Source organism: Vibrio sp. YT-16 (genome assembly GCF_033337405.1).
GTDB classification, from domain to species: Bacteria; Pseudomonadota; Gammaproteobacteria; order Enterobacterales; family Vibrionaceae; genus Vibrio; species Vibrio alginolyticus.
On sequence record NZ_JAWOQQ010000015.1, the window covers coordinates 61,234 to 82,232 of the forward strand.

15 protein-coding genes are annotated in these 20,999 nt (G+C 47.8%); 4 read left to right on the forward strand and 11 right to left on the reverse strand.

The window, feature by feature from the left end; all coding sequences use genetic code 11:
- Positions 1-163: 163 nt before the first annotated feature.
- From blaCARB to R7F07_RS20050, 6 genes are all read right to left on the reverse strand, one after another.
- Complete coding sequence (gene blaCARB / locus R7F07_RS20025) at positions 164-1,015, reverse strand: CARB family carbenicillin-hydrolyzing class A beta-lactamase (protein WP_171342511.1); 852 nt, start codon at positions 1,013-1,015, stop codon at positions 164-166.
- Positions 1,016-1,341: 326 nt separating this feature from the next.
- Entirely contained in the window at positions 1,342-1,908 is a 567-nt protein-coding gene (gene copI / locus R7F07_RS20030) for a copper-resistant cuproprotein CopI (RefSeq protein WP_171342512.1), read from the reverse strand.
- 76 nt (positions 1,909-1,984) lie between these two features.
- The gene (locus R7F07_RS20035; RefSeq protein ID WP_171342513.1) at positions 1,985-5,164 is read right to left on the reverse strand and encodes an efflux RND transporter permease subunit; all 3,180 of its coding nucleotides are present in this window, start codon (positions 5,162-5,164) and stop codon (positions 1,985-1,987) included.
- A 2-nt stretch (positions 5,165-5,166) separates the two neighbouring features.
- Positions 5,167-6,885 carry an efflux RND transporter periplasmic adaptor subunit gene (locus R7F07_RS20040; RefSeq protein WP_238952536.1) on the reverse strand — a complete coding sequence of 573 codons (1,719 nt, stop codon included), beginning with the start codon at positions 6,883-6,885 and terminating at the stop codon, positions 5,167-5,169.
- Positions 6,886-7,031: 146 nt separating this feature from the next.
- On the reverse strand, positions 7,032-8,423 hold the full coding sequence (locus R7F07_RS20045) for a TolC family protein (protein ID WP_065275409.1): 1,392 nt from the start codon (positions 8,421-8,423) through the stop codon (positions 7,032-7,034).
- Positions 8,424-8,558: 135 nt separating this feature from the next.
- On the reverse strand, positions 8,559-8,981 hold the full coding sequence (locus R7F07_RS20050; protein WP_017635236.1) for a hypothetical protein: 423 nt from the start codon (positions 8,979-8,981) through the stop codon (positions 8,559-8,561).
- 315 nt (positions 8,982-9,296) lie between these two features.
- On the opposite strand from R7F07_RS20050, the gene fdhF reads away from it, so the two are divergent.
- Together fdhF and R7F07_RS20060 are read left to right on the forward strand one after the other, a co-directional pair.
- Positions 9,297-13,535, forward strand: coding sequence for a formate dehydrogenase subunit alpha (fdhF, locus tag R7F07_RS20055; protein WP_017821515.1), 4,239 nt, complete (start codon positions 9,297-9,299; stop codon positions 13,533-13,535).
- 377 nt (positions 13,536-13,912) lie between these two features.
- Positions 13,913-14,284: a hypothetical protein gene (locus R7F07_RS20060; RefSeq protein ID WP_005375433.1), complete on the forward strand. Its 372-nt coding sequence runs from the start codon at positions 13,913-13,915 to the stop codon at positions 14,282-14,284.
- A gap of 109 nt (positions 14,285-14,393) precedes the next feature.
- Here the strand turns inward: R7F07_RS20060 and R7F07_RS20065 are convergent, their stop codons facing one another.
- The 4 genes from R7F07_RS20065 to R7F07_RS20080 all read right to left on the reverse strand — a co-directional run bounded on the left by R7F07_RS20065 (position 14,394) and on the right by R7F07_RS20080 (position 18,371).
- Positions 14,394-15,491, reverse strand: coding sequence for an ABC transporter permease (locus tag R7F07_RS20065; RefSeq protein WP_017635233.1), 1,098 nt, complete (start codon positions 15,489-15,491; stop codon positions 14,394-14,396).
- Positions 15,491-16,417, reverse strand: coding sequence for an ABC transporter ATP-binding protein (locus tag R7F07_RS20070; RefSeq protein WP_017635232.1), 927 nt, complete (start codon positions 16,415-16,417; stop codon positions 15,491-15,493). The genes R7F07_RS20065 and R7F07_RS20070 overlap by 1 nt, the downstream gene beginning before the upstream one ends.
- A 4-nt stretch (positions 16,418-16,421) precedes the next feature.
- On the reverse strand, positions 16,422-17,372 hold the full coding sequence (locus R7F07_RS20075; RefSeq protein ID WP_017821513.1) for an HlyD family secretion protein: 951 nt from the start codon (positions 17,370-17,372) through the stop codon (positions 16,422-16,424).
- Between the two features lie 207 nt (positions 17,373-17,579).
- Positions 17,580-18,371, reverse strand: a complete 792-nt coding sequence (locus tag R7F07_RS20080) for a PhzF family phenazine biosynthesis protein (RefSeq protein WP_017821512.1) — start codon at positions 18,369-18,371, stop codon at positions 17,580-17,582.
- 187 nt (positions 18,372-18,558) lie between these two features.
- On the opposite strand from R7F07_RS20080, the gene R7F07_RS20085 reads away from it, so the two are divergent.
- Positions 18,559-19,092: a YbhB/YbcL family Raf kinase inhibitor-like protein gene (locus tag R7F07_RS20085; RefSeq protein ID WP_017821511.1), complete on the forward strand. Its 534-nt coding sequence runs from the start codon at positions 18,559-18,561 to the stop codon at positions 19,090-19,092.
- A gap of 19 nt (positions 19,093-19,111) precedes the next feature.
- A complete protein-coding gene (locus tag R7F07_RS20090) occupies positions 19,112-19,891 on the forward strand; it encodes an AraC family transcriptional regulator (RefSeq protein WP_017635229.1) in 780 nt (259 codons plus the stop codon).
- 36 nt (positions 19,892-19,927) lie between these two features.
- On the opposite strand, the gene arsB is transcribed toward R7F07_RS20090, so the two are convergent.
- Positions 19,928-20,983: an ACR3 family arsenite efflux transporter gene (gene arsB, locus R7F07_RS20095; protein WP_005385145.1), complete on the reverse strand. Its 1,056-nt coding sequence runs from the start codon at positions 20,981-20,983 to the stop codon at positions 19,928-19,930.
- Between the last annotated feature and the right edge of the window lie 16 nt (positions 20,984-20,999).

Genomic DNA, 20,999 nt, shown 5'->3' on the forward strand with positions numbered 1-20,999 from the left:
GCTTAATGTGGGCGTTAACTCACCCTAAATAAGTAAATCTTATACCTATTTATAAGTAAGTCATTACTCAATAAGTGGTGTTTTTAAGATGGAAGTACAGAATGAGCCCTTCTGGAAGAGAAGGGCTAGAAAAGGATACAAATAGGGTCAGGTGAGTGGTGACTTAATTGTCTTTGTACTTTTGTAAAATCAACTGACTTATCTGCGCAACGAGTTGGTCCCTAGCTTGAAGTGAGAGCTCGGTTTCTGTGACATAAATACTAATGTAAACAGGTCGATGATTTTCCTTCCATATAATCGCGTTAATGCCACGCGAACCATGACCTCCCGCACCAGAACGGTCTGCAATAGACCAACCTGTTGGTAATACAGAACGCATTAACGAGTCTGAAACTTTGTTGTCTTGCATCCAGATTTTTAATTGTACACGAGACTCATAAGACAACGTTTCGCCTTCGATCAAGGTTCGCAGAGTGTTTAGTATGGCGTTAGGTGTGGTTGTATCGCGGCTGTCGCCTGGTGTGGCTTTGTTCAAGCGAGGTTCTATTCTGTCTAGGCGCGTTGCTTTATCTCCAATTGTTCGCAGAAACATTGTTACGGCTTTAGGGCCGCCAATTTCATTTAATACCAAGTTGGCTGCAGTATTATCACTCATTAACATAGCGGCTTCACACGCGTGCTCTATGCGTGTGTTTTGGCCTGCGAGCTTATCCATCACTGGAGACCATACAACGATACTGCGCTCATCGACTTTTGCGGTCGCATTCTTACTTAGCTTACCGCTGTCCATATCACTTAGCATTTTGGCACAAGCTAGGGTTTTGAATGTGCTCATGAGTGGGAAGCGTTCATCGCCACGGTAGTCCCAACGCTCGTCTGCTTGGGTATCCCAAACTGACACCCCAATTCTGCTTGAGGTTTGTTGCTCGAGGAGAGAAATGTCCTCATTCAGTTGGGACGCGTAACTTAGGGTTGAGCAAACCATTAGCCCAGCCAACAAAAATAACTTTTTCATGGATCGTGTTCTTCAATTTTAGTTTTAGTTCGCACCGTAGCGATGTCACGTAAACTATAACGAGCCAATACTCTAAACACTGTTAAATCTATGTCTATTTTATGTAGGATTCTTTGCAATACGCTTATACGGTCTCAATATGAGGAGAAGAGTGTTGCTATCAAGGCCCGTAGTTTGGCTTATATATTACGTCGGTGATTCGGTCATAAAAATATCTTAGCGTGAGACACTGGCTCAGAATTTCTTATCATGAGCTAACGAATAGTTTGATCCAGAGAAATAAAAGGAGCTGAATCATCAGCTCCTTTGTCTAGTTGGATAATTACTTACAGTTCAATCTTTTTAACCATGCCCGATTCTGCATGGCCCGGAATGTTGCACGCGAACTCAACCTTGTTGTCACCGTGGAAGTGCCACAGTAATTGCTTCGCTTTACCTGGTTCTACCGTAACTGCGTTGCCTGAGTCATGCATGTGATCGCCACTCATTGTCTTCATCATTTCGCGATGTTCTAGCTGCTCTTTAGCCGAACCAATCGTAAACTCGTGGTTGATCTTACCTGTGTTCATGACTACAAACTGCACCACATCGTTTGGCTCAATCTTAACGTCTTTCTTGAACTTGATGGTCATGTCATCATCCAAGATAACGTGTACCACCTTGTCTGGCTTTGCCCCTTTTGCTGGCATACCTACTGCCGACATGCCCGGCATATCCATCATGTTTGAATGGTCCACTTTACTGTGGTCCATCTTCATGCTGCCGTGGTCCATATTTTCATGCTTCATGTTGCTATGATCCATGTTTGCGTGGTCCATGTTTGAATGATCCATTTGGGCAAACGCAGTCGTTGTTGTTAGGGCTAGAGCAAGAGTGATTAGTGTCTTTTTCATTTTTATATCCTTGTTTTAATTCATTAATAACTTGGTTGCTTCCCCTCAAACGGCATGTTTGAGAGGAAGGTAGGGATTAAGCGTTGTTGTTTACATCACTAGCTTGAGTGCTAGCTTGGTGATTAGTCGCATTGCTTGGGCGCAACTCACGTTGTTTCCACAGCTTGAAGATGGCTGGAAGCACTAACAGCGTCAGCAGCAGTGCTGATGCCATACCGCCAATCATTGGTGCAGCGATACGTTGCATCACTTCTGATCCTGTCCCTTCGCCGTACATGATCGGAATCAGACCAATAATTACTGTTAGTACCGTCATCATTACTGGGCGAACACGCAGGCCTGCACCTTCACGAATGGCATCAGTTAGGTCTTTCGCTTCAAGATTCTGTTGGCTCTCTTCCGCATCTAGCTTCTTGTAGTGCCATGCTTGGTTGAGGTAGACGAGCATGATGACCCCAATTTCAACCGCGACGCCTGCTAGGGCAATAAAGCCGACCCCAACGGCAATCGAGAAGTTGTAGTTGAGGATATGCATGAGCCACAAACCACCAACCATAGCGAGCGGTAGGGTAAGCATGATGATCATCACTTCGCCGACACGACGGAAGCTGAAGTAAAGCAGCAACATAATGATGGCGATGGTGATTGGCACCACGACACTCAAGCGATCTTTCGCACGCTTCATGTATTCGTATTGACCAGACCAAGCCAGCGAGTAACCCGCAGGAAGCTCCAGTTGATCGGCCACGACTTGCTGTGCTTCCACGACGTAAGATCCGAGGTCACGGCCATCGATGTCGACAAATACCCAGCCGTTCGGGCGTGCGTTCTCTGTCTTGATCATTGGAGGGCCGTCTTCATAACGAATGTCCGCTACATCAGCCAGCGCAATACGAGCGCCATTTGGTGTCACTAATGGTAGGTTTTGCAGTTTAACCACTGAATCACGGTAGTCTTGTGGGTAACGAACGTTGATTGGGTAACGCTCCAAGCCTTCGATGGTTTCACCCACATTCATGCCGCCAACCGCGGTGGAGATCACCTGCTGAACGTCTTTGATGCTTAAGCCATAACGTGCTGCGGCACGACGTTTAATGTCGATCGTGACATATCGACCACCTGCTACACGTTCTGCGTAAACCGATGCCGTGCCTTGTACGTCATTAAGAATTGGCTCTAGCTGAGAACCGATCTTCTCAATCACTTTCAGATCAGGTCCGGCGATCTTAATGCCGATAGGGGTTTTGATGCCTGTTGCCAACATGTCGATACGCGTTTTGATCGGCATTACCCAAGCGTTAGTAAGACCAGGGAACTGAACCAGCTTGTCGAACTCTTTGCGCAGTGACTCGGTTGTTACCCCTTCACGCCATTGGTCGCGTGGCTTCAACTGAATCACGGTTTCAATCATGGTGAGTGGCGCTGGATCGGTTGCGGTCTCAGCTCGGCCAATTTTGCCCCATACGGTTTTCACTTCTGGAACGGTTTTGATCAGCTTGTTGGTTTGTTGTAGAAGCTCACGCGCCTTACCAATTGAGATACCCGGATAGGTCGTTGGCATGTACATCAAGTCGCCTTCATCCAGCGGCGGGATGAACTCGCTACCCAGTTGACTGGTTGGGTAGTAAGCCGATGCCATCAGACCTAATGCGATAACAATCATGGTCTTAGGGTATTTTAAGCTGGTGTTCAACAGCGGACGGTACAACGCGACCAAGCCACGGTTAACTGGGTTTTTGTGTTCTGGTAACACCTTACCGCGAATGAAGTAGCCCATAAGAACAGGCACGAGTGTGATTGCCAAACCTGCTGCTGCTGCCATGGCGTACGTCTTAGTGAACGCAAGCGGCGAGAACATCTTGCCTTCCTGACCTTCTAAGGCAAACACCGGTACGAAGCTAAGAGTAATGATCAGCAACGAGAAGAACAGCGGTGCGCCAACCTCTTCTGCGGCTTTGCCAATTACTTGCCAGCGGTTCTTGTCGGTCAGTGGCGTTCGTTCAATGTGCTTGTGAACGTTTTCAATCATTACTATTGCACCATCCACCATGGCACCGATGGCAATCGCAATACCGCCCAAGGACATGATGTTGGCGTTGATGCCTTGCCAATGCATTACGATAAACGCAGTGAGAATACCGACCGGTAGGCTCAGAGCGATAACCAATGAAGAACGAATGTGGAACAGGAACAACGCACACACAATCGCAACGACGATGAACTCCTCTGCAAGCTTTTTCCATAGGTTTTCTACCGCTGAATCGATAAGGGTAGAGCGGTCGTAGGTTGCAACAATTTCCACGCCTTCTGGCAGGCTGCGTTGTAGGTCTGCGAGTTTGTCTTTGACTTTCGCAATCACTTCACTGGCGTTTTCACCAAAGCGCATCACGATAACGCCACCGACCGCTTCACCTTCGCCATTCAGCTCTGAGATACCACGGCGCATTTGTGGGCCAAGGTTAATGTCTGCGATGTCTCCTAATAGCAACGGCGTGCCTTTCTCAGTGACTTTGAGAGGCAGTGATTTGATGTCTTCAATGCTGGTTAGGTAACCCGTGGTACGAACCATGTGCTCGGCTTCGGCCACTTCGATAACGGACGCGCCGGTTTCTTGGTTACCGTTTTGGATTGCCATGTTCACTTGTTGCAAAGTGAGGTTGTAAGCACGCAGTTTGGCAGGATCAATCTGCACTTGATACTGCTTCACCATACCGCCCACGGTTGCGACTTCAGAAACGCCATCAACGGTTTGCAATTCGTACTTCAAGAACCAGTCTTGCAGGCTGCGAAGATCCGCTAAATCATGCTTGCCGGTTTTGTCTTGTAATACGTAGCTGTAAACCCAGCCCACGCCCGTTGCATCAGGACCTAGGGTTGGTTTTGCGTTCGGTGGCAGCTTAGGTGCCACTTGGCTTAAGTACTCCAACACGCGTGAACGTGCCCAGTACATGTCGGTATCATCGTTGAAAATGATATAAACGTAAGAGTCACCAAAGAATGAGTAGCCACGAACTGTCTCAGCACCCGGCACGGCAAGCATGGCGGTGGTGAGTGGGTAAGTGACTTGATCCTCGACGACTTGAGGAGCTTGCCCCGGATAGCTTGTCTTGATGATCACTTGCACATCAGAAAGATCCGGAATCGCATCAACAGGCGTATTCTTTACACTGTAAAGTCCGCCTAATATAAGGGCTAAGGTCGCGACCAACACTAGGAATCGGTTGCTCAGTGACCAACGAATAATAGCATTGATCATAATTAACCCTCGACGGCTGTTGTTGCAGGAACTAGCTGTCTAAGAACGTAGTCAGATCCTTGTTTTTCAACTAGAAACCGAACTTTCTGTCCTTCTTCAAAACCCGTTAGATCAACCTCTTCACCCACAGAGAAGTTCATCTCGCCTGCATCCCAGTTCCATTCTGCAACCGGTAGGTGGTTTAAGGTGATCATGCCAAAATCAGCCATCAGCATGGTGATGTCACCAGTTAGCCAAACTTCTGCGGCAATGACGCTGTTGTCTGCCTTATAGTCGATGATTTGGTACTGACCGGACTCCGTCTTTTGCATTTCAAATTCGATAGCCTGACCTTTTTTCAAGTCACCCATCTCAACGCCATCTGCGAAAGTGAAGTTCATTACCATGCCCGGCCAATCCCATTCTGGTACAGGCTGGTGGTTGATGGTCAGCATACGGTGATCTTTCATCACATCCGTGATCTCACCTTTAGCCCATGCCGTTTCTACTGCCGCTTCTACACCATTGATGCGAGACAGATCCGCCGACTGGCTTGATTCAGAATCGAGCATGAAGTGAGATGAAGTAACGATCTTGTCGCCTTGCTTAAGCCCTTGTAATACTTCGATTTGTTCTCCAGCTTCGCGGCCAACTTCAATTCGAGCAGAACGGTATTTGCCATCACCTTCCGCCAGAACAACGCGAGTCATACCGCCAGAGCGAATAACAGATGATTTAGGAATCGTTAATACTGCGTCGTCAGTAACAGGCTGCAAGGCAATATTGGCGAACATGTTTGGCTTCAATGCGCCATCTGGGTTAGGGAATTTAAGGCGCACACGCAACGTACGTGTTTTCGAATCAAGGATTGGGTACACGTAATCGACAACACCTTGCCATTCATTGCCCGGAATCGCGTCAAGGGTCATCGTGGCTTGAGAACCCGCTTTCATCCAGTGCGCTTGACGCTCAAAGACTTCTGCATCAACCCAAACATTGTCCAAGGGACCCGCACTGATCACCGCTTGAGCAGGGGATAAATAGCCACCTTCACGCACGTTTAAGCTCGCGATAACGCCATCAGCAGGCGCTTTGATTTCAATGGTTTGCGATGCTTTACCGCTACGAGTAATGGATTTGATTTGAGCGCGGTCAACCCCAAGCGTTACCAAGCGTTCGGTCGCGCCTTTTACAAGACCTTTGCGGCCAGTGCGGTACGCATTTAGCAATTCTTCTTGTGCTTTAACCAGTTCAGGAGAGTAGAGCGTGAAAAGCACATCGCCTTTCTTCACTTTCTCACCCACAGCATTGATGTAGAGTTTTTCTACCCAACCCGCCACACGAACGTTGGTTTGCCATAACAGACTTTCATCAAAGGCGATATAACCAACGGTTTCGATGCGTGGTGATAACTGCTGTAGTGTCGCGTTTGCGGTTTTAACCCCGAGGTTATTTTCTACTGAAGGGTCAATAGTCACTGTACCCGGTGCGTCTTGTTCACCGGATAGGTCTTCTGCGTAAACCGGAATCAAATCCATGCCCATTGGAGATTTACCCGGTTTGTCGCGTTTGTAGTTCGGATCCATTGGGGCAACCCAGTAAAGCGGATCATTAGAGCTTGCAGCAGATTCGCCACCCATCGCACTCATGTCGTGAGTCGAGCCCGTAAGAAAATGATTCGCACCAAACCCTAAAGCACCACCAACAATCAGCGAGATGGTTGCAACTTGTAATGTTTTCATTGTTTTACCTTATTTTCCCCTTCACATTTGACGCTACAGCGTTGTTGCCTGCTCTCGTTCACCCAAATCACATAGCAGATCTATGCTCATGGGATTCTCTCGTTTGCCGCCTAGCTGTAGCCCCAACTGTCTTGGGGAATCACAAATTAATATGTCGAAATAGAGCGAGCTTCTGGTGAAGCGACTTGGTAGTCGAAACCACCGAGTAGGGTGGCTAAATTGCTGTTTGCGATGTTGAGATCGGTCAGCAGACGTTGTTGCTCTAATTGCAGAGCCAACTCGTCAGTCGTGGCAGAAATCACATCGTTAAACTGCGCTGTGTTGTTTTGATAACCCCGCTCAACGGCTTGAATGCGCGCTTTCGCTTGAGGTAATAAGGTGGATTGATAACGTTCTAAGCGTTGGGTTAAGTTGCCGCGATCAACCAACAGAGTGTTCACCTTGGCATTCATCTGCGTCAGTAAGGTGTCCTTTTGTGATTGTGCCGCGCCAACTTGGTATTGAGCGGCCGCGAGATTGCGATCTTGGCGGTCACCCGTAAACAACGGAATGTCCATGGTGAGGTAAGCGCTGACCAAATCTGATGCTGGCTCACCCATCATGTTGTCGGCTTGGCGGTAGGCGTACATTACTTCGACGCCAAATTGTGGGTTGTAGGCTTGCTCAGCAATTTCCACCTGCGTTTTATTGGCAGAAATGCTGACGTCGGCCATTTTAACCATTGGGTGCTGACTAAGTTGTTGGTAGTGCTTGGTGGAACCCTGACTAGCAGCAAGTTTGCCGTTCAGTGTGTCCCAATTAAGTTGGTTGCTCGCGTGCAGAGCCTGTTCATTCGCCAACCAATCTGAACCCAACCATTCGGAGAGTTGAGAGATAAGACGACGTTGCATTTGTGCATTGGCTTGCAGTTTCTCATCCAACTTGCTGACTTGAAGTTGGGCGTTAAGCAGATCTTGCGCTTCACTCTTACCAATCGAATAGTTGGTTTGAATAAAGCTTTCCATCTCCTTCATCAACTTGCGGTTCTCAAGCATGATTTGCTCAGCGCGTTGCTGGTAACCAAGTTCTAACCAAAGTTGAGTCATGCTGTTGGCTACCTCAAGCTCACGAGCATGCACTTGAAGCCCAAGGCCGTCGGCTTGTTGATTGGCTTTCTTCTGCTGTAAATCAAGCGTAGAGCCACGCTCAAACTGTTGCATTAAACCAACGGAGATGTTGGTCATTGGGTCTTCATCGAATTTGAAGCTGTCGACAGGCAAGCCACCAAAACCTACTTTTAGTTTTGGGTCCATCAAGGTCGCACTCGCGACGCCCGTTTCACGCATGGCAGCAGATTGCGCTGAGTATTGCTTACGATTGCCATCGTTACTCAAAGCGACGTTGATCAGTTGGGCAAGCTTGGTCGTTGAAGCTCGCTCACTTGATGCGGAATTTTGCGCTGCGTGCGTCTCTTTACCTGCGGCGTTAACCAAGGTTGGCGCAGCGACCAGAGCCACCATAAAAATAGGTGCAGCTAAGCGGTATGGTTTGATATCCATAATCTAAATCCAGTGTTCGCCGGATCGATGGAGGTGCTGATTTTATTGCGGGAACAGTAAAGCCTTGTCACCTCATCGTTCAGGCGCATTAAAACAACCTGCGATACACGCGCAGGGTCGAATGCTAGGACGGATTTAGGCTATAGGAGGTCGGTATAGGTCGCGGCTGACGTGTACGACTGGGGAAGCAACTTCAGGAGTAATAGTTGCGCGATAGACGACGGGCATTGGGCTATTGATAGGATTCGGTAGGGGGACGAAAACTATCGTACACGCGGCAGTGCAGCAGGTATGAACCATGCCAGAGCCTCCACCACAGTTCATGCTGGTTTCTCTTGCATCGCCATCTTCGGACATAGAAGCGTCTGTCATGGAGACGTCCATCATGCCGGGCATACCGCAGTGTTCGCTGTCACTCATCATAGAAGGATGATGAGCCATGCCAGTAGACATCATTTGAATATTCATCAACGGCTCACTGTTCGCCACACTAGATACCAATAGTACTAGCGTCGTGAAGAGAGTTAACCAGATTGTATGCAGCGATTTTAAGTGCATACCTTTTCCCATGTGTTTGATGAAAATGATGAAAACCCTTCGATTCTAAAGGTTAACCTAAGGGTAAGGTCAATCATTTATTACTCTTATTATCAAAATAGTCCACCCCTACAGTTTTCGCACTTTCGAGGGAGTAAAACGTTTGTTAAACACCGAGTGTTGAAAGTTAGCGAAAGAAGCCCTCGCTTTTTATGACACGTGAAAAATGTGGTTTATAAGTTTTACATCACACTAACTTGTCTTACAAATGATTATCCTTATAGAATGCATGGTTTTACTTGTGCAGATTTGGATTTGCTTTGCTGCGGGGGTTGCATGATAGAAATTGTCATCGATGGAAAATATAGAATTGTAGAAGAGGGTCTAACCCTTTTAGAAGCAGCAAAAGTGTGTGGGGTCGAGATCCCATCGCTGTGCGGAATGAACAAAAGTAATGAAAAAGTACCGTGTGACTTGTGTGTGGTTGAAGTCGAAAGCGGCGGTACTAAGCGTGCGTGTGAACTCGAAGTTTACCGCGGCCTTAATGTGGTCACGCAATCAGAACAACTAAGCGAGCACCGCAGAAAAGCACTTAACCGCATCATGACGGACCATTACGCCGATTGTGAAGCGCCATGTAAAACCGCGTGTCCTGCGGGCGTGGATATCCAGTCGTACCTTTATCACATTGCACAGAACGATCATCAAAAAGCGATTGAAGTGATTAAGCGTACGCTTCCTATGCCACTATCGATTGGCCGTGTATGCCCAGCATTTTGTGAGAGCGAATGTCGCCGCTCGTTAGTCGATGAACCAATCGCAATTCGTCAGCTAAAACGTCACGCCGCGGATGCGGATTTGTCTGCGCATGAAGCCTACGTACCGGAAAAGAAACCAAGTAAAGGTTTGAACATTGCCGTCGTGGGCAGTGGTCCTGGTGGTCTAACAGCTGGCTACTACTTATCGAATGAAGGCTACGACGTTACGGTCTTTGAATCCATGCCAAAAGCGGGCGGTTGGTTGCGTTACGGTATTCCTGAATACCGTTTACCAAAAGACATTCTCGATAAAGAAATCGAATTGATGTGCCGCAACGGTATGCAAGTTCACACCAATCAAAAGCTAGGTGTGGATTTCACGCTTTCTCAATTGAGCGAAGAATACGACGCGGTGTGTTTGGCGGTCGGCGCGTCTCAAGCGGTCGAAATGCATTACACAGGCAGTGACCTTGAAGGTTGCTACTTAGGTGTTGATTACCTCAAAGATTACGTGACTGAGCAAAACTATGTAACGGGTCAGAAAGTCGCGGTGATCGGCGGTGGTAACACGGCAATTGACTGTGCTCGTACTGCGCGTCGTGCTGGTGCAGACACCACGTTGATTTACCGTCGTACCCGTGACGAAATGCCGGCAGAAGACTACGAGATTGTTGAAGCGGAACACGAAGGGGTGAAATTCCACTTCTTGACCAATCCTGCAGAAAACCTTGCCGATGAAACCGGACGCGTGAATGCGATTCGTCTAGAGCGCATGGCGTTGGGTGAGCCGGATGCATCTGGTCGTCGCAGCCCTAAACCAACTGGCGAGTTCTTTACCGAAGAGTTCGACACCGTGATTGCAGCAGTATCGCAAAAGCCAGATCTGAGCTTCCTCGAAGGCGAAGATTTGTCGATTCCACTTACGCGCTGGAATACTTCTGATGCCGATGAAAAGACCATGCACACCGGCACGGGTAACATCTTCAGTATTGGTGATTTCCGCCGTGGTCCAGCAACGGCAGTTGAAGCGGTGGGTGATGGTCGTGTTGCGGCAAAAGCAATAGACCTATTTTTGAATGGTGATATGGCGGATATGCCAAAGGCGGCGTTCAACTCACGAAAAGAGAAGAAGCTCTCTCAAGTCGATCCGCTTCACTTCGAGAACATCCAGAAAGTTGCTCGATCTATCATGCCTGAGCTGACTCCAGTACAACGCGAGCAAAGCTTCGCTGAAGTGGAGTTGGGCTTTGATAACGAAGAAGCAATGAAGGAAGCGGCGCGCTGTCTAGAATGTGGCTGTCAGGCAAATACTGATTGTGCGCTGCGTGATTACTCCACCGAATATGAAGCTGAGCAAAGCTTTGACTTCTCCTTGCAGATTAAATCACACCAAGATTGGCTAGATCTTCGTGCGAAAGACTTGCGTCATAAGTACGAAGTTGACCGCAGTTCTGAGTTTATTGAGTTTGATGCTAACCGCTGTATTAGCTGTGGTCAGTGCATCCAAGCGTGCCGCGACAAAGCCGTACACGGTGTACTGAACTTCGTGTGCGATAAACAAGGTCGTCCTGCATTACGTCCTGACGATCGTCCACACTTTGGAAGTAACAAGAATGGCTTAACCCTAATGGGTGATTCGAACTGCGTGCAATGTGGCGCGTGCGTTCAAGTGTGTCCAACGGGCGCAATGGTCGATAGTCGTGACCGTTCACAAGGTCGTACCGAAGATCTGAAAGCGGTCGACACCATTTGTACATACTGTGGTGTGGGCTGTAAGTTGACTATGTTCGTGGATGAAGCAACCAATACGATTCGTTACGTGAAGGGCGGTGACTCGCCAGTGAACCAAGGCATGCTGTGTGTGAAAGGGCGCTTTGGTTTTGATTTCATTGGCAGTGAAGAGCGTCTTACCACGCCATTGATTCGTAAAGACGGTTGGTTGCAGCCTGCAAGTTGGGAAGAGGCGATTCAACTGATTGCGAGCAAGTTCTCTGGCATCAAGCAAGATTTTGGCAGCAACGCATTGGCGGGTTTCTCTTCAGCGAAAACCACCAACGAAGACAACTACGCGTTCCAAAAATTTGTCCGTCGTGAACTGGGCACCAATAACGTCGACCACTGTGCGCGTTTGTGCCACGCATCGAGTGTAACCGGTCTTGAAGCGTCACTGGGTAGTGGTGCAATGACCAACGACATTCCAAGCATTAAGCACTCGGATGTGATCTTTATTATTGGTTCGGATACCACATCGGCGCACCCGATTATTGCTTCACATATCAAACAAGCAATTCGTCACCACGGCGCTCGTTTGATTGTGGCTGACCCGAAACGTGTCGATATGGCAGAGCATGCTGAGCTGTATATGGCGCACCGTCCGGGTACGGATGTGATGCTCCTAAACGGTGTCATGCAGCAGATCATCAAGAACGGTTGGTACGATCAAGAGTACATCGAAGAACGTGTCGACGGCTTTGATACCTTACTGCAAGAAGTGATGTCGCCAGCCTATAACCTCGATAAAGTGGAGTTGGTTACGGGCGTAAAAGCCGAAGACATTCAAGCAATGGCGCGCATGATCGGTACAGCAGATCGTACGGCTGTTTACTACTCGATGGGTATTACTCAGCACACGACAGGTCATGACAACGTGCGTTCTATCGCTAACCTGCAATTGCTGTGTGGCAACATCGGTATTGAAGGTGGTGGTATTAACCCACTACGTGGTCAATCTAACGTGCAAGGCGCGTGTGATATGGGCGCTTTGCCAAACAGCTTCCCGGGCTATCAAAAGGTATACAACCCAATTGTGCGTCAGAAGTTTGCGATTGAATGGAACGCACCAAATCTGCCTTCTGAGCAAGGTCTAACCCTGACAGAAATCATTGATGCGGCTTGCCATCGTGACGTTCGTGGTATGTACATCATGGGTGAGAACCCAGTGTTGAGTGACCCGAACCAAGCGCATGTGATTGAAGGTTTAGAAGCGCTCGATTTCTTGGTAGTTCAAGACATCTTCCTAACGGAAACCGCGCAATACGCGGATGTGGTTCTGCCTTCTTGCTCGTTTGCAGAGAAAGCGGGTCACTTCACCAATACGGAGCGTCGTGTTCAGCGCGTGAATCCGGTTGTCACGGCGCCGGGTGAAGCGAAAGAAGATTGGTGGATTATCCAAGAGATCGCCAATGCCATGGGTAGTGATTGGGATTACCACTGCGTGTCTGATATCACTAATGAAATTGCACGAGTGACACCTCAATACGCGGGTCTTCGTTGGGATGCCATTACGCCAAACGGTGTGCAATGGCCTAGCAACAAGAACAACCCTGCGGGTACTCGCATCATGCACCAAACCCAGTTTACTCGTGGTAAAGGGCAAATGGTGGGCGTACCGTTCCGTTATGCGGCTGAGCTGCCAGATGAAGAGTACCCACTTGTGTTAACGACGGGTCGCGTACTTGAGCAGTTCCACACTGGCACCATGACGCGCAAAACCAAAGGGTTGGATAACCTTGCTGGCCCTCGCGCAATGGTTAGCGTGGAAGACGCAGAAGCACTTGGCATCAGTAATGGTCAGCGTCTGACAGTGTCTACACGTCGCGGCAGCATTGAGATTGATGCCTTTGTGACTAAGCGGATTCAAAAAGGTGTGGTGTTCATTCCTTTCCACTTTGTTGAATCGCCAGTCAACCGCCTAACGACAACGGCAACTGACCCGCATGCGAAGATCCCTGAGTTCAAGGTCGCTGCGGTTAAAGTGGAAGTGAGCGAAAAGACAACGCAGACAGAGTCTCTCGAAGATAGTTACCAACACGTTTAAATTCGGCGAGTCACGTTGTTGTGGGCACTGACAATTTGAGCCTAGTTGATGGGCGGATAATCTACTCTTGATTTCCGCTCTCACTACATTCACTCGGATTGTCTTTTTCTTCAAACTCCTTTTACTTTTCTGTTATCACCGCGCTCCGGTTAGTTTTCCTTTCTTACTTCTTACTTCTTACTTCTTGCTGTCTCTGTGGCGTATTTTTGTTCAAGCCCATGATGAGAGTGCAATAAAGTTTGTTGTTGAGCTTGTCATAGAATTGACTGTCTCTGACTGTCCCCTGTTATTTGGGCAAGTTCTATAACCTAAACTTTGCTCGCTTCCTATACTGAATTAACGAAGCAAGATTTTTATAACAACAAGAGGAAGCTTGTATGACAAGAACAACCTCATTTGCACTCGTTTTATTACTTATGTGCGCATACTTTGGTTACAACCGTTATTATGTATACCCCCAGCAGTTGGAAACACAGGCGAAATCGATGCTAATACAAATGGCAAATCGCGAAGAGTGGGTAGATGTGTTTGAGATGATGAATCGCGTAGACGCGCATAAGGGCCATTTGGAACTTGTTGCTGACGTGACATCCTCTGATGGTCAGCGAGCGTACAGTGAAGGTATTATCACGTACACGGATCGCGAAGGCGTTGTCTGTAAACAGGTAGTGTTCAACTTTAAAATAAACTCTTTGAAAAACTACAATATTTCCGATTTACGAGATTGTTCCTACGGTGAGTACTATTAATATTGTCTGAGAGTTGAGCTCGATAGCACAGTGTATGAATACACAAACAAAAAATAGCCCTTCGTTGGGGCTATTTTTGTTTTTAAGGAATGAACGCAATATCGTGGGATTAGTCGAGTGATTTTTTGAAGCGAAATGAAGCGACAATAAGGCCGATAACAGTGAATCCAAGTAACCAGACTGTATCTCGCCATAGCTCCATTAAATCTGCACCACGCAACACCACACCACGAATAATGCGCATAAAGTGAGTGGCAGGCAGGGCTTCTGAGATCCATTGTGCCGCGACGGGCATTCCTTCATAAGGGAACATAAATCCGGACAGAAGAATCGATGGCAAAAGAATAAACACCGTCATCTGCATGGCCTGAAGCTGTGTCGTCGCAATGGTGGATATCACCAAACCTAAGGTTAAACTCGCGGCGATAAACAGCAGCGTGCCAAACAGTATCTGACTAATGGCGCCGTTTATTGGCACGCCAAATATCCAGTGCCCCAAGCCTAAAATGATAAACACCTGTATCAGACCAACAAAGATGTAGGGAATGATCTTCGCCACCATGAGTTCGATGGAGTGGATTGGCGTAGTAATCAGTAACTCTAAATTGCCGCGTTCCCGCTCACGAACAATGGCTGCACTAGTGAACAAGATCATCGTCATAGTCAGAATCACGCCCAATAAACCGGGGACAATGTTCACCGCCGAGCGCCGACTCGGGTTGTAATACAGCGCAACTTCAAAGGTTTTGGTTGGGGCAGGGCGTATCTCAAAATCAAAATCCGTTAACGGCATGGTTTGTAGCGAGAGAATCGCAGAGCTGATCATGGTGTCTGAACCATCCACAATCCACTGTCCAAGTTCTCGACCTTGCACCATACGTTGGGTTAAGTCGCTAGGCAGAATCAAAGCCGCTCGTACCAAGCCGTCTTGAATGGCTTGCTCGGCTTCTGATGCGGTAGCGAAGGTTTCGACCACATCGACCACTTGTGTGACTTTGACGGACTCGGTAATCACGCGCCCGGCAGTACTGCCACTTTGATCGACGACGCCAACGGGAATGTTGCGAATATCGGTATTAATGGCAAAGCCGAACAGCAGGAGCTGAATCAACGGGATCATCACGACCATGCCAAAGGTAATGCGGTCACGTGAAAGCTGACGGATCTCTTTGATCATTACCGCTTTCATACGGGCAATAGATTTCATCATTGGCGACCTTCTCCCGTAACACTGACAAACACATCTTCCAAGCTCGGGCGAGCAATGTTCATCTCGCAGCCCTCAAGCTCTGGAAAGGTTTGGGTTAACCATTCGATCGGTTGTTCGATGTGCTGGTGGATCAAAATGCGTAAGCGAATGCCGAGCTGTGCGGCAGAACGGACTTCTTCGCGTCGAATGACTTTCTCTTTTAGCTCGCGTAAGTTATCCGCTTTGACTTCGACGATGTTAACGCCCATTTGCGTCATGAGTTCTTCTGGCTCACCATCGGCGCGGATTTCCCCAGCTTCCATGATAGCCAGACGATGGCAACGCTCCGCTTCATCCATGTAGTGCGTTGTGACCAAAATCGTCGTACCTTGGTCAGAGAGATCAAACAACTGCTCCCAGAAATCGCGTCGGTTCTCTGGGTCAACCGCAGACGTGGGTTCATCGAGAAACAACAGTTCTGGTTTATGCATGGTGGCTGCGGCGAGAGACAAGCGTTGTTTCTGGCCGCCGCTCATTCCTCCGACGCGCTGTTTACGCAGTTGGTCGAGACCGTAGGTGGCTAGTTGTTCTTCGATGCGAGCCTTTAGGGCCTTGGTTTCCATACCAAAGATTTGTCCAATAAACTCAAGATTCTCTTGAACCGTCAGGTCATCATAGAGGGAAAACTTTTGTGTCATGTAGCCAATCTTGAGGCGCAGCAATTCCGATTGTTTTGGGATCTCGAGTCCTAGTACATCAACATTGCCCTCACTTGGGCTGAGTAGGCCTGTTAACACACGAATGGTTGTCGATTTACCGCAGCCGTTGGGGCCAAGAAAACCATAAATACTGCCTTTGGGCACATTAAGCGTGATGTTGTTGATGGCGGTGAAGTCACCAAACTTCTTCACTACATTTTCAGCTTGAATCGCGTATTCGGTCATTGGCTTACTCCACCAAATCCACTTGCGCTGGGATACCTGAAGGCAAGGATTGTGCGGAGTCTTGTAGGTCGACTTCTGCTAGGTACATCAAACGCGAGCGTTCTTCCTCGGTAAGCGCGAAATAGGGCGTGAATGAAGGCTCAGTTGCTACCCAACGAACGGTGCCGCTATACGGTTGCTCAACGCCATCTACATGCACGTTAACCGTTTTACCCGGCACAAAGTCGACTCGATAGTTAGCAGGAACATAAACGCGAGCGTATGGGACGCGGCTGGCTTGAATTACGGCAACAATACCATTAACAGGAACGCGTTCACCAAGGTTAAACGGTAGGTTATCTAACAAGCCATCTCGCGTGGCCGTGATGGTGAGTTCTGCCAGCTTTTGTTCTTGCAGTGCTACATCGGCTTTTGCAGCCATGAGTGCGGCTTTCGCTTGTTCAATATCTTCAGGGCGAGAGCCAGCCGTCAGTTTACTGAACTCTTCTTGTGAGGAGTCCAATTCAGCGCGGGCAGAATCTCTGGCTGCTAAAGCGGTGTCTTTTTCTGATTGGCTGATGAGTTTCTTGCGGACTAACTCCGCTTTACGTTGGTAGTTCTTTTGCGCTTCAACCAATTGAGCTTCCGCTCTGGCAACGCGTGCTTGCGCTGCGGCAATGTCTTCTGGTCGCTCACCATTGGTCAATTTCAAAAGATAGGCGTCAGCCTTGGCTTGTTCGGCAACTGCGTGAGCTAAAACGGCTTCTTGGTTCTTTGTATCGAGCTGAACCAGCACTTCTCCTTCGGTGACTTGGCTGCCTTCCTTAATGGGTAGGGCACGAATTATCTCGCTAGAGGTGGCAGTGAAGGTTACGCGGTCACGTTCTAATGTGCCAAGGGCTTGCTGTCCGTCATCTTTGGAACAGGCAGTTAAAAGAGTCAGGGCTAGGGTGCCAAGAATGATTCGCTTCATCATGCGACGCTTCCTCTAAGAAGGTGAGCTCGAACTCGTATCAAGCTATAGAAGAGTATGGGACTGCATTCAGTGTAACGTGAGTCAGTTTTGTCCGGCTAGGAAGTTAATTCCTTCAATATTCATCAATTGATTAATTATTGAAGCTGGCTTGATCCTGCGGAAGCCGTGCTTTACTTGGCTCTTTTAAGTTGATTACATGAAAATCATTTAAACAAAAATCTTGCCTTTCATGTAGAGCACGCCGTCGCCAGATACTCTTACTTGTTCGCCAGTAACTTCACAGTGCAAAATGCCTCCGCGCTGAGAAGCTTGGTAAGCGACCAGTGATGTTTTGCCTAACGCTTCTGCCCAGAACGGTGCTAACCCAGCGTGAATCGAGCCAGTTACGGGGTCTTCGTCACCACCATTTGCAGGCCAAAAGTAACGAGATACAAAGTCTTGTTGATCGCCTTTTGCGGTAACGACCACATCGTAAGGAGCGAGTGTCTTGAGGTGCTCTGAACGGTATTGAACCTCAAGTACCTCCTGCTGGTTGCCGACCACCACGAAATACGCTTGAGGGCTAAGCAGTACGCGTTCCACATCGCAACTTAGGCCTTCAATCAATGCCGAGGGAATATCAGAAACGGCTTTTGGAGGACGAGCAGGGAACGTCATCTCGATCTTACCTTGCGCATTCTTCTCTACGGTGAGGGTCCCTACTTCCAGAGTATGAAATTCAATCGTGCCATTAATGCCAAACTCATCAAACAGAACTAACGAAGAGGCCAGTGTTGCGTGTCCACAGAAATCGATTTCAGTAATCGGAGAGAACCAACGAATCTCATATTGGTTTGCGCCAATGGACTTTAGGAAAGCCGTCTCTGATAAGTTGTTTTCTGTCGCGATATTTTGCATCAATTCTGGGGCTAGCCATTCCTCTAATGGTATCACCGCTGCTGAGTTGCCTTTGAATTGCGTATCGGTGAAGGCGTCCACCACGTAGATATCCAATTCCATTTTCCTTCCTTGTTCCGTGAGCGATTAATTAGCATAAACCAAGTGCAATTAAGAGAGTAAGAAATTTGTGTTAGAATCTTAAAGTGTCAAAATTATAGATTATTTTGTGTTTTTTGATACTTACTGACAAGGGTTCGGACTGCTGGGTACTTACACTAGTGTTGAATTCATTGAAAGGAAGAAAAACATGAAAGCGATCTACAAATCAGTTTTGGCATTGAGTGTTTTTGCGGTCGGTTCTGCCCATGCATTTGAACTCGTGAGTAGAGATATTCAAGAAGGCCACCCGATGGCGAAGACATTTGAATACTCTGGTTGGGGATGTGATGGCGGGAATCAATCACCACAATTGATGTGGAAAGAAGCTCCAAAGGGCACAAAAAGTTTTGCGATCACCGTGTATGACCCCGATGCGCCAACAGGCAGTGGTTTTTGGCATTGGATAGCGTTTAATATTCCATCCACCGTTAGCGAGCTGCCTCGAGGCATTGATATGAACAAGTTAGGCGGCAAAGAATCTCGTATTGACTACGGCACAACGGGGTTCGGCGGCGCGTGTCCTCCAAAGAATGATGGGATGCATCGTTACCAGTTTACGGTGTGGTCATTGCCAACTGAAGAACTGAATTTGGCTGAAAACACGCCTCCAGCCATTGTAGGGTTTACTTTGAATAGTGTTGCTTTGGGTAAAGCGACATTAACCACGACTTACACGCGATAATTGAATATAAGGGGAGAGAATGGGTCACCAATATCAGGTTACGCTGTTTCGTGCGGAGCAGCAGCAGAAGCTTCGTAATGTCAGGATTCACTCCCCAAGCCTTATTCAGATTGTTAAGGGGAGTAAACATCTTTTCTGGAAAGATGAAGTACTCGACATCCATGATCCAAATATCATGCTTTGTGAAGCAAATGCATCCCTAAATTTTGAAAACCTTCCTCTACAAGGGCGATTTCTTTCTCGAATGTTCAGTTTTCACTGTGTGCCTAGCGATGAAATGTTGGAGCTAAGCATGAGCAACGCATTAGGAAACTATGTACCCGTTGTTGAGACAGATAAAGCATTGAAAGCGACGTTAAATGCTTTGTTTTCGTTTGAGCGGGAAAGCTTAAGTGAAGCGACACAACGCTATTGGATTATGGGCCTATATCAGCAGCTAGCTGAGAGAGGGTTATTGCATCGGTTGTTCTCGAGTTCACATATCTCTTTTAGTCAGAAACTTAGTCGTTACTTATCGCGCTCTCCAGGGGAGGAGCATCCATTAGACATGGTCGCGGGGCACTTTGCTATGAGCCGAGCAACATTGATACGCAAACTGAAACAAGAAGGTACCCAGTATCGTGAAGTATTGGCGGAAGTGCGCTTAAATCACGCACTTTACTTGATGCAAAATGGCTCGTATAACGTTGCTATGCTCGCACAGTTGTGTGGTTATCAGTCAGAGGGGCGTTTTAGCCAACGCTTTAAAAGTAAGTTCGGCCTAACGCCCAGCGAGTATATTAAAACGGTAGTGAGTTAATGTTTTACCGCTTTTGTATTTTTTGTGCTTTTTAGGTTAGCCATAATATTTGGCTTTCATTCGCAATGCTACATTCACCAAAGCAATCAACACAGGCACTTCGATCAGCGGGCCAATGACACCAGCAAAAGCTTGGTCTGAGTTTAGGCCAAACACCGCGATAGAAACCGCAATTGCCAATTCAAAGTTGTTGCCTGTTGCCGTGAAAGCAATCGATGCATTTTTGTCGTAGTCGATGCCCATTTTCTTACCAACGAAGAAGCTGACAAAGAACATCAACACAAAGTAGATAGCCAGTGGAATTGCTACACGGAATACATCCATTGGCAGTTCAAGAATCATTTCACCTTTCAAGCTGAACATCAGTACGATGGTCGCAAGCAGGGCGATAAGCGTAATTGGTGAAATGCGTGGGATGAACACGTCGTTGTACCATTGTTCACCTTTCGCAGCGACCAGCCATTTGCGGCTTAGGAAGCCCGCTAGGAATGGAATACCAAGGTAAATCAGAACACTTTCCGCGATGTCCATCATCGAGATATCAACCACGAAACCTTCGTAACCAAAGACTGGTGGCAACACAGTGATGAACAACCATGCCATCACACTGTAAGTCACGATTTGGAAAGCGCTGTTTAGTGCAACTAGGGCTGCGCCGTATTCTTTGTTACCGCCACCGATATCGTTCCATACAAGCACCATCGCAATACAACGAGCAAGACCGATCAAAATGATACCAACCATGTAACCCGGATGATCACCTAGGAAAGTCAATGCAAGGATGAACATCAAAATAGGGCCGACAATCCAGTTCATGACCAAAGACAGCGTGATCGCTTTTTTATCTTTCGTCACTGTACCTAGCAGGTTGTAGTTCACCTTTGCGAGTGGCGGGTACATCATCAAAATCAAACCAATCGCTAGCGGTACGTTTGTGCTACCAACTGACATTGACTCGTTCCACTCAGCAACTTGAGGGAATGCTGCGCCAATACCTACACCGATTGCCATTGCAACAAAAATCCACACCGTTAGGTAACGGTCCAAGAAGCTCATTTTGTCGCTGGCACTATTTAAAACTTGAGTAGTCATAGTGTTCTCTTATTCG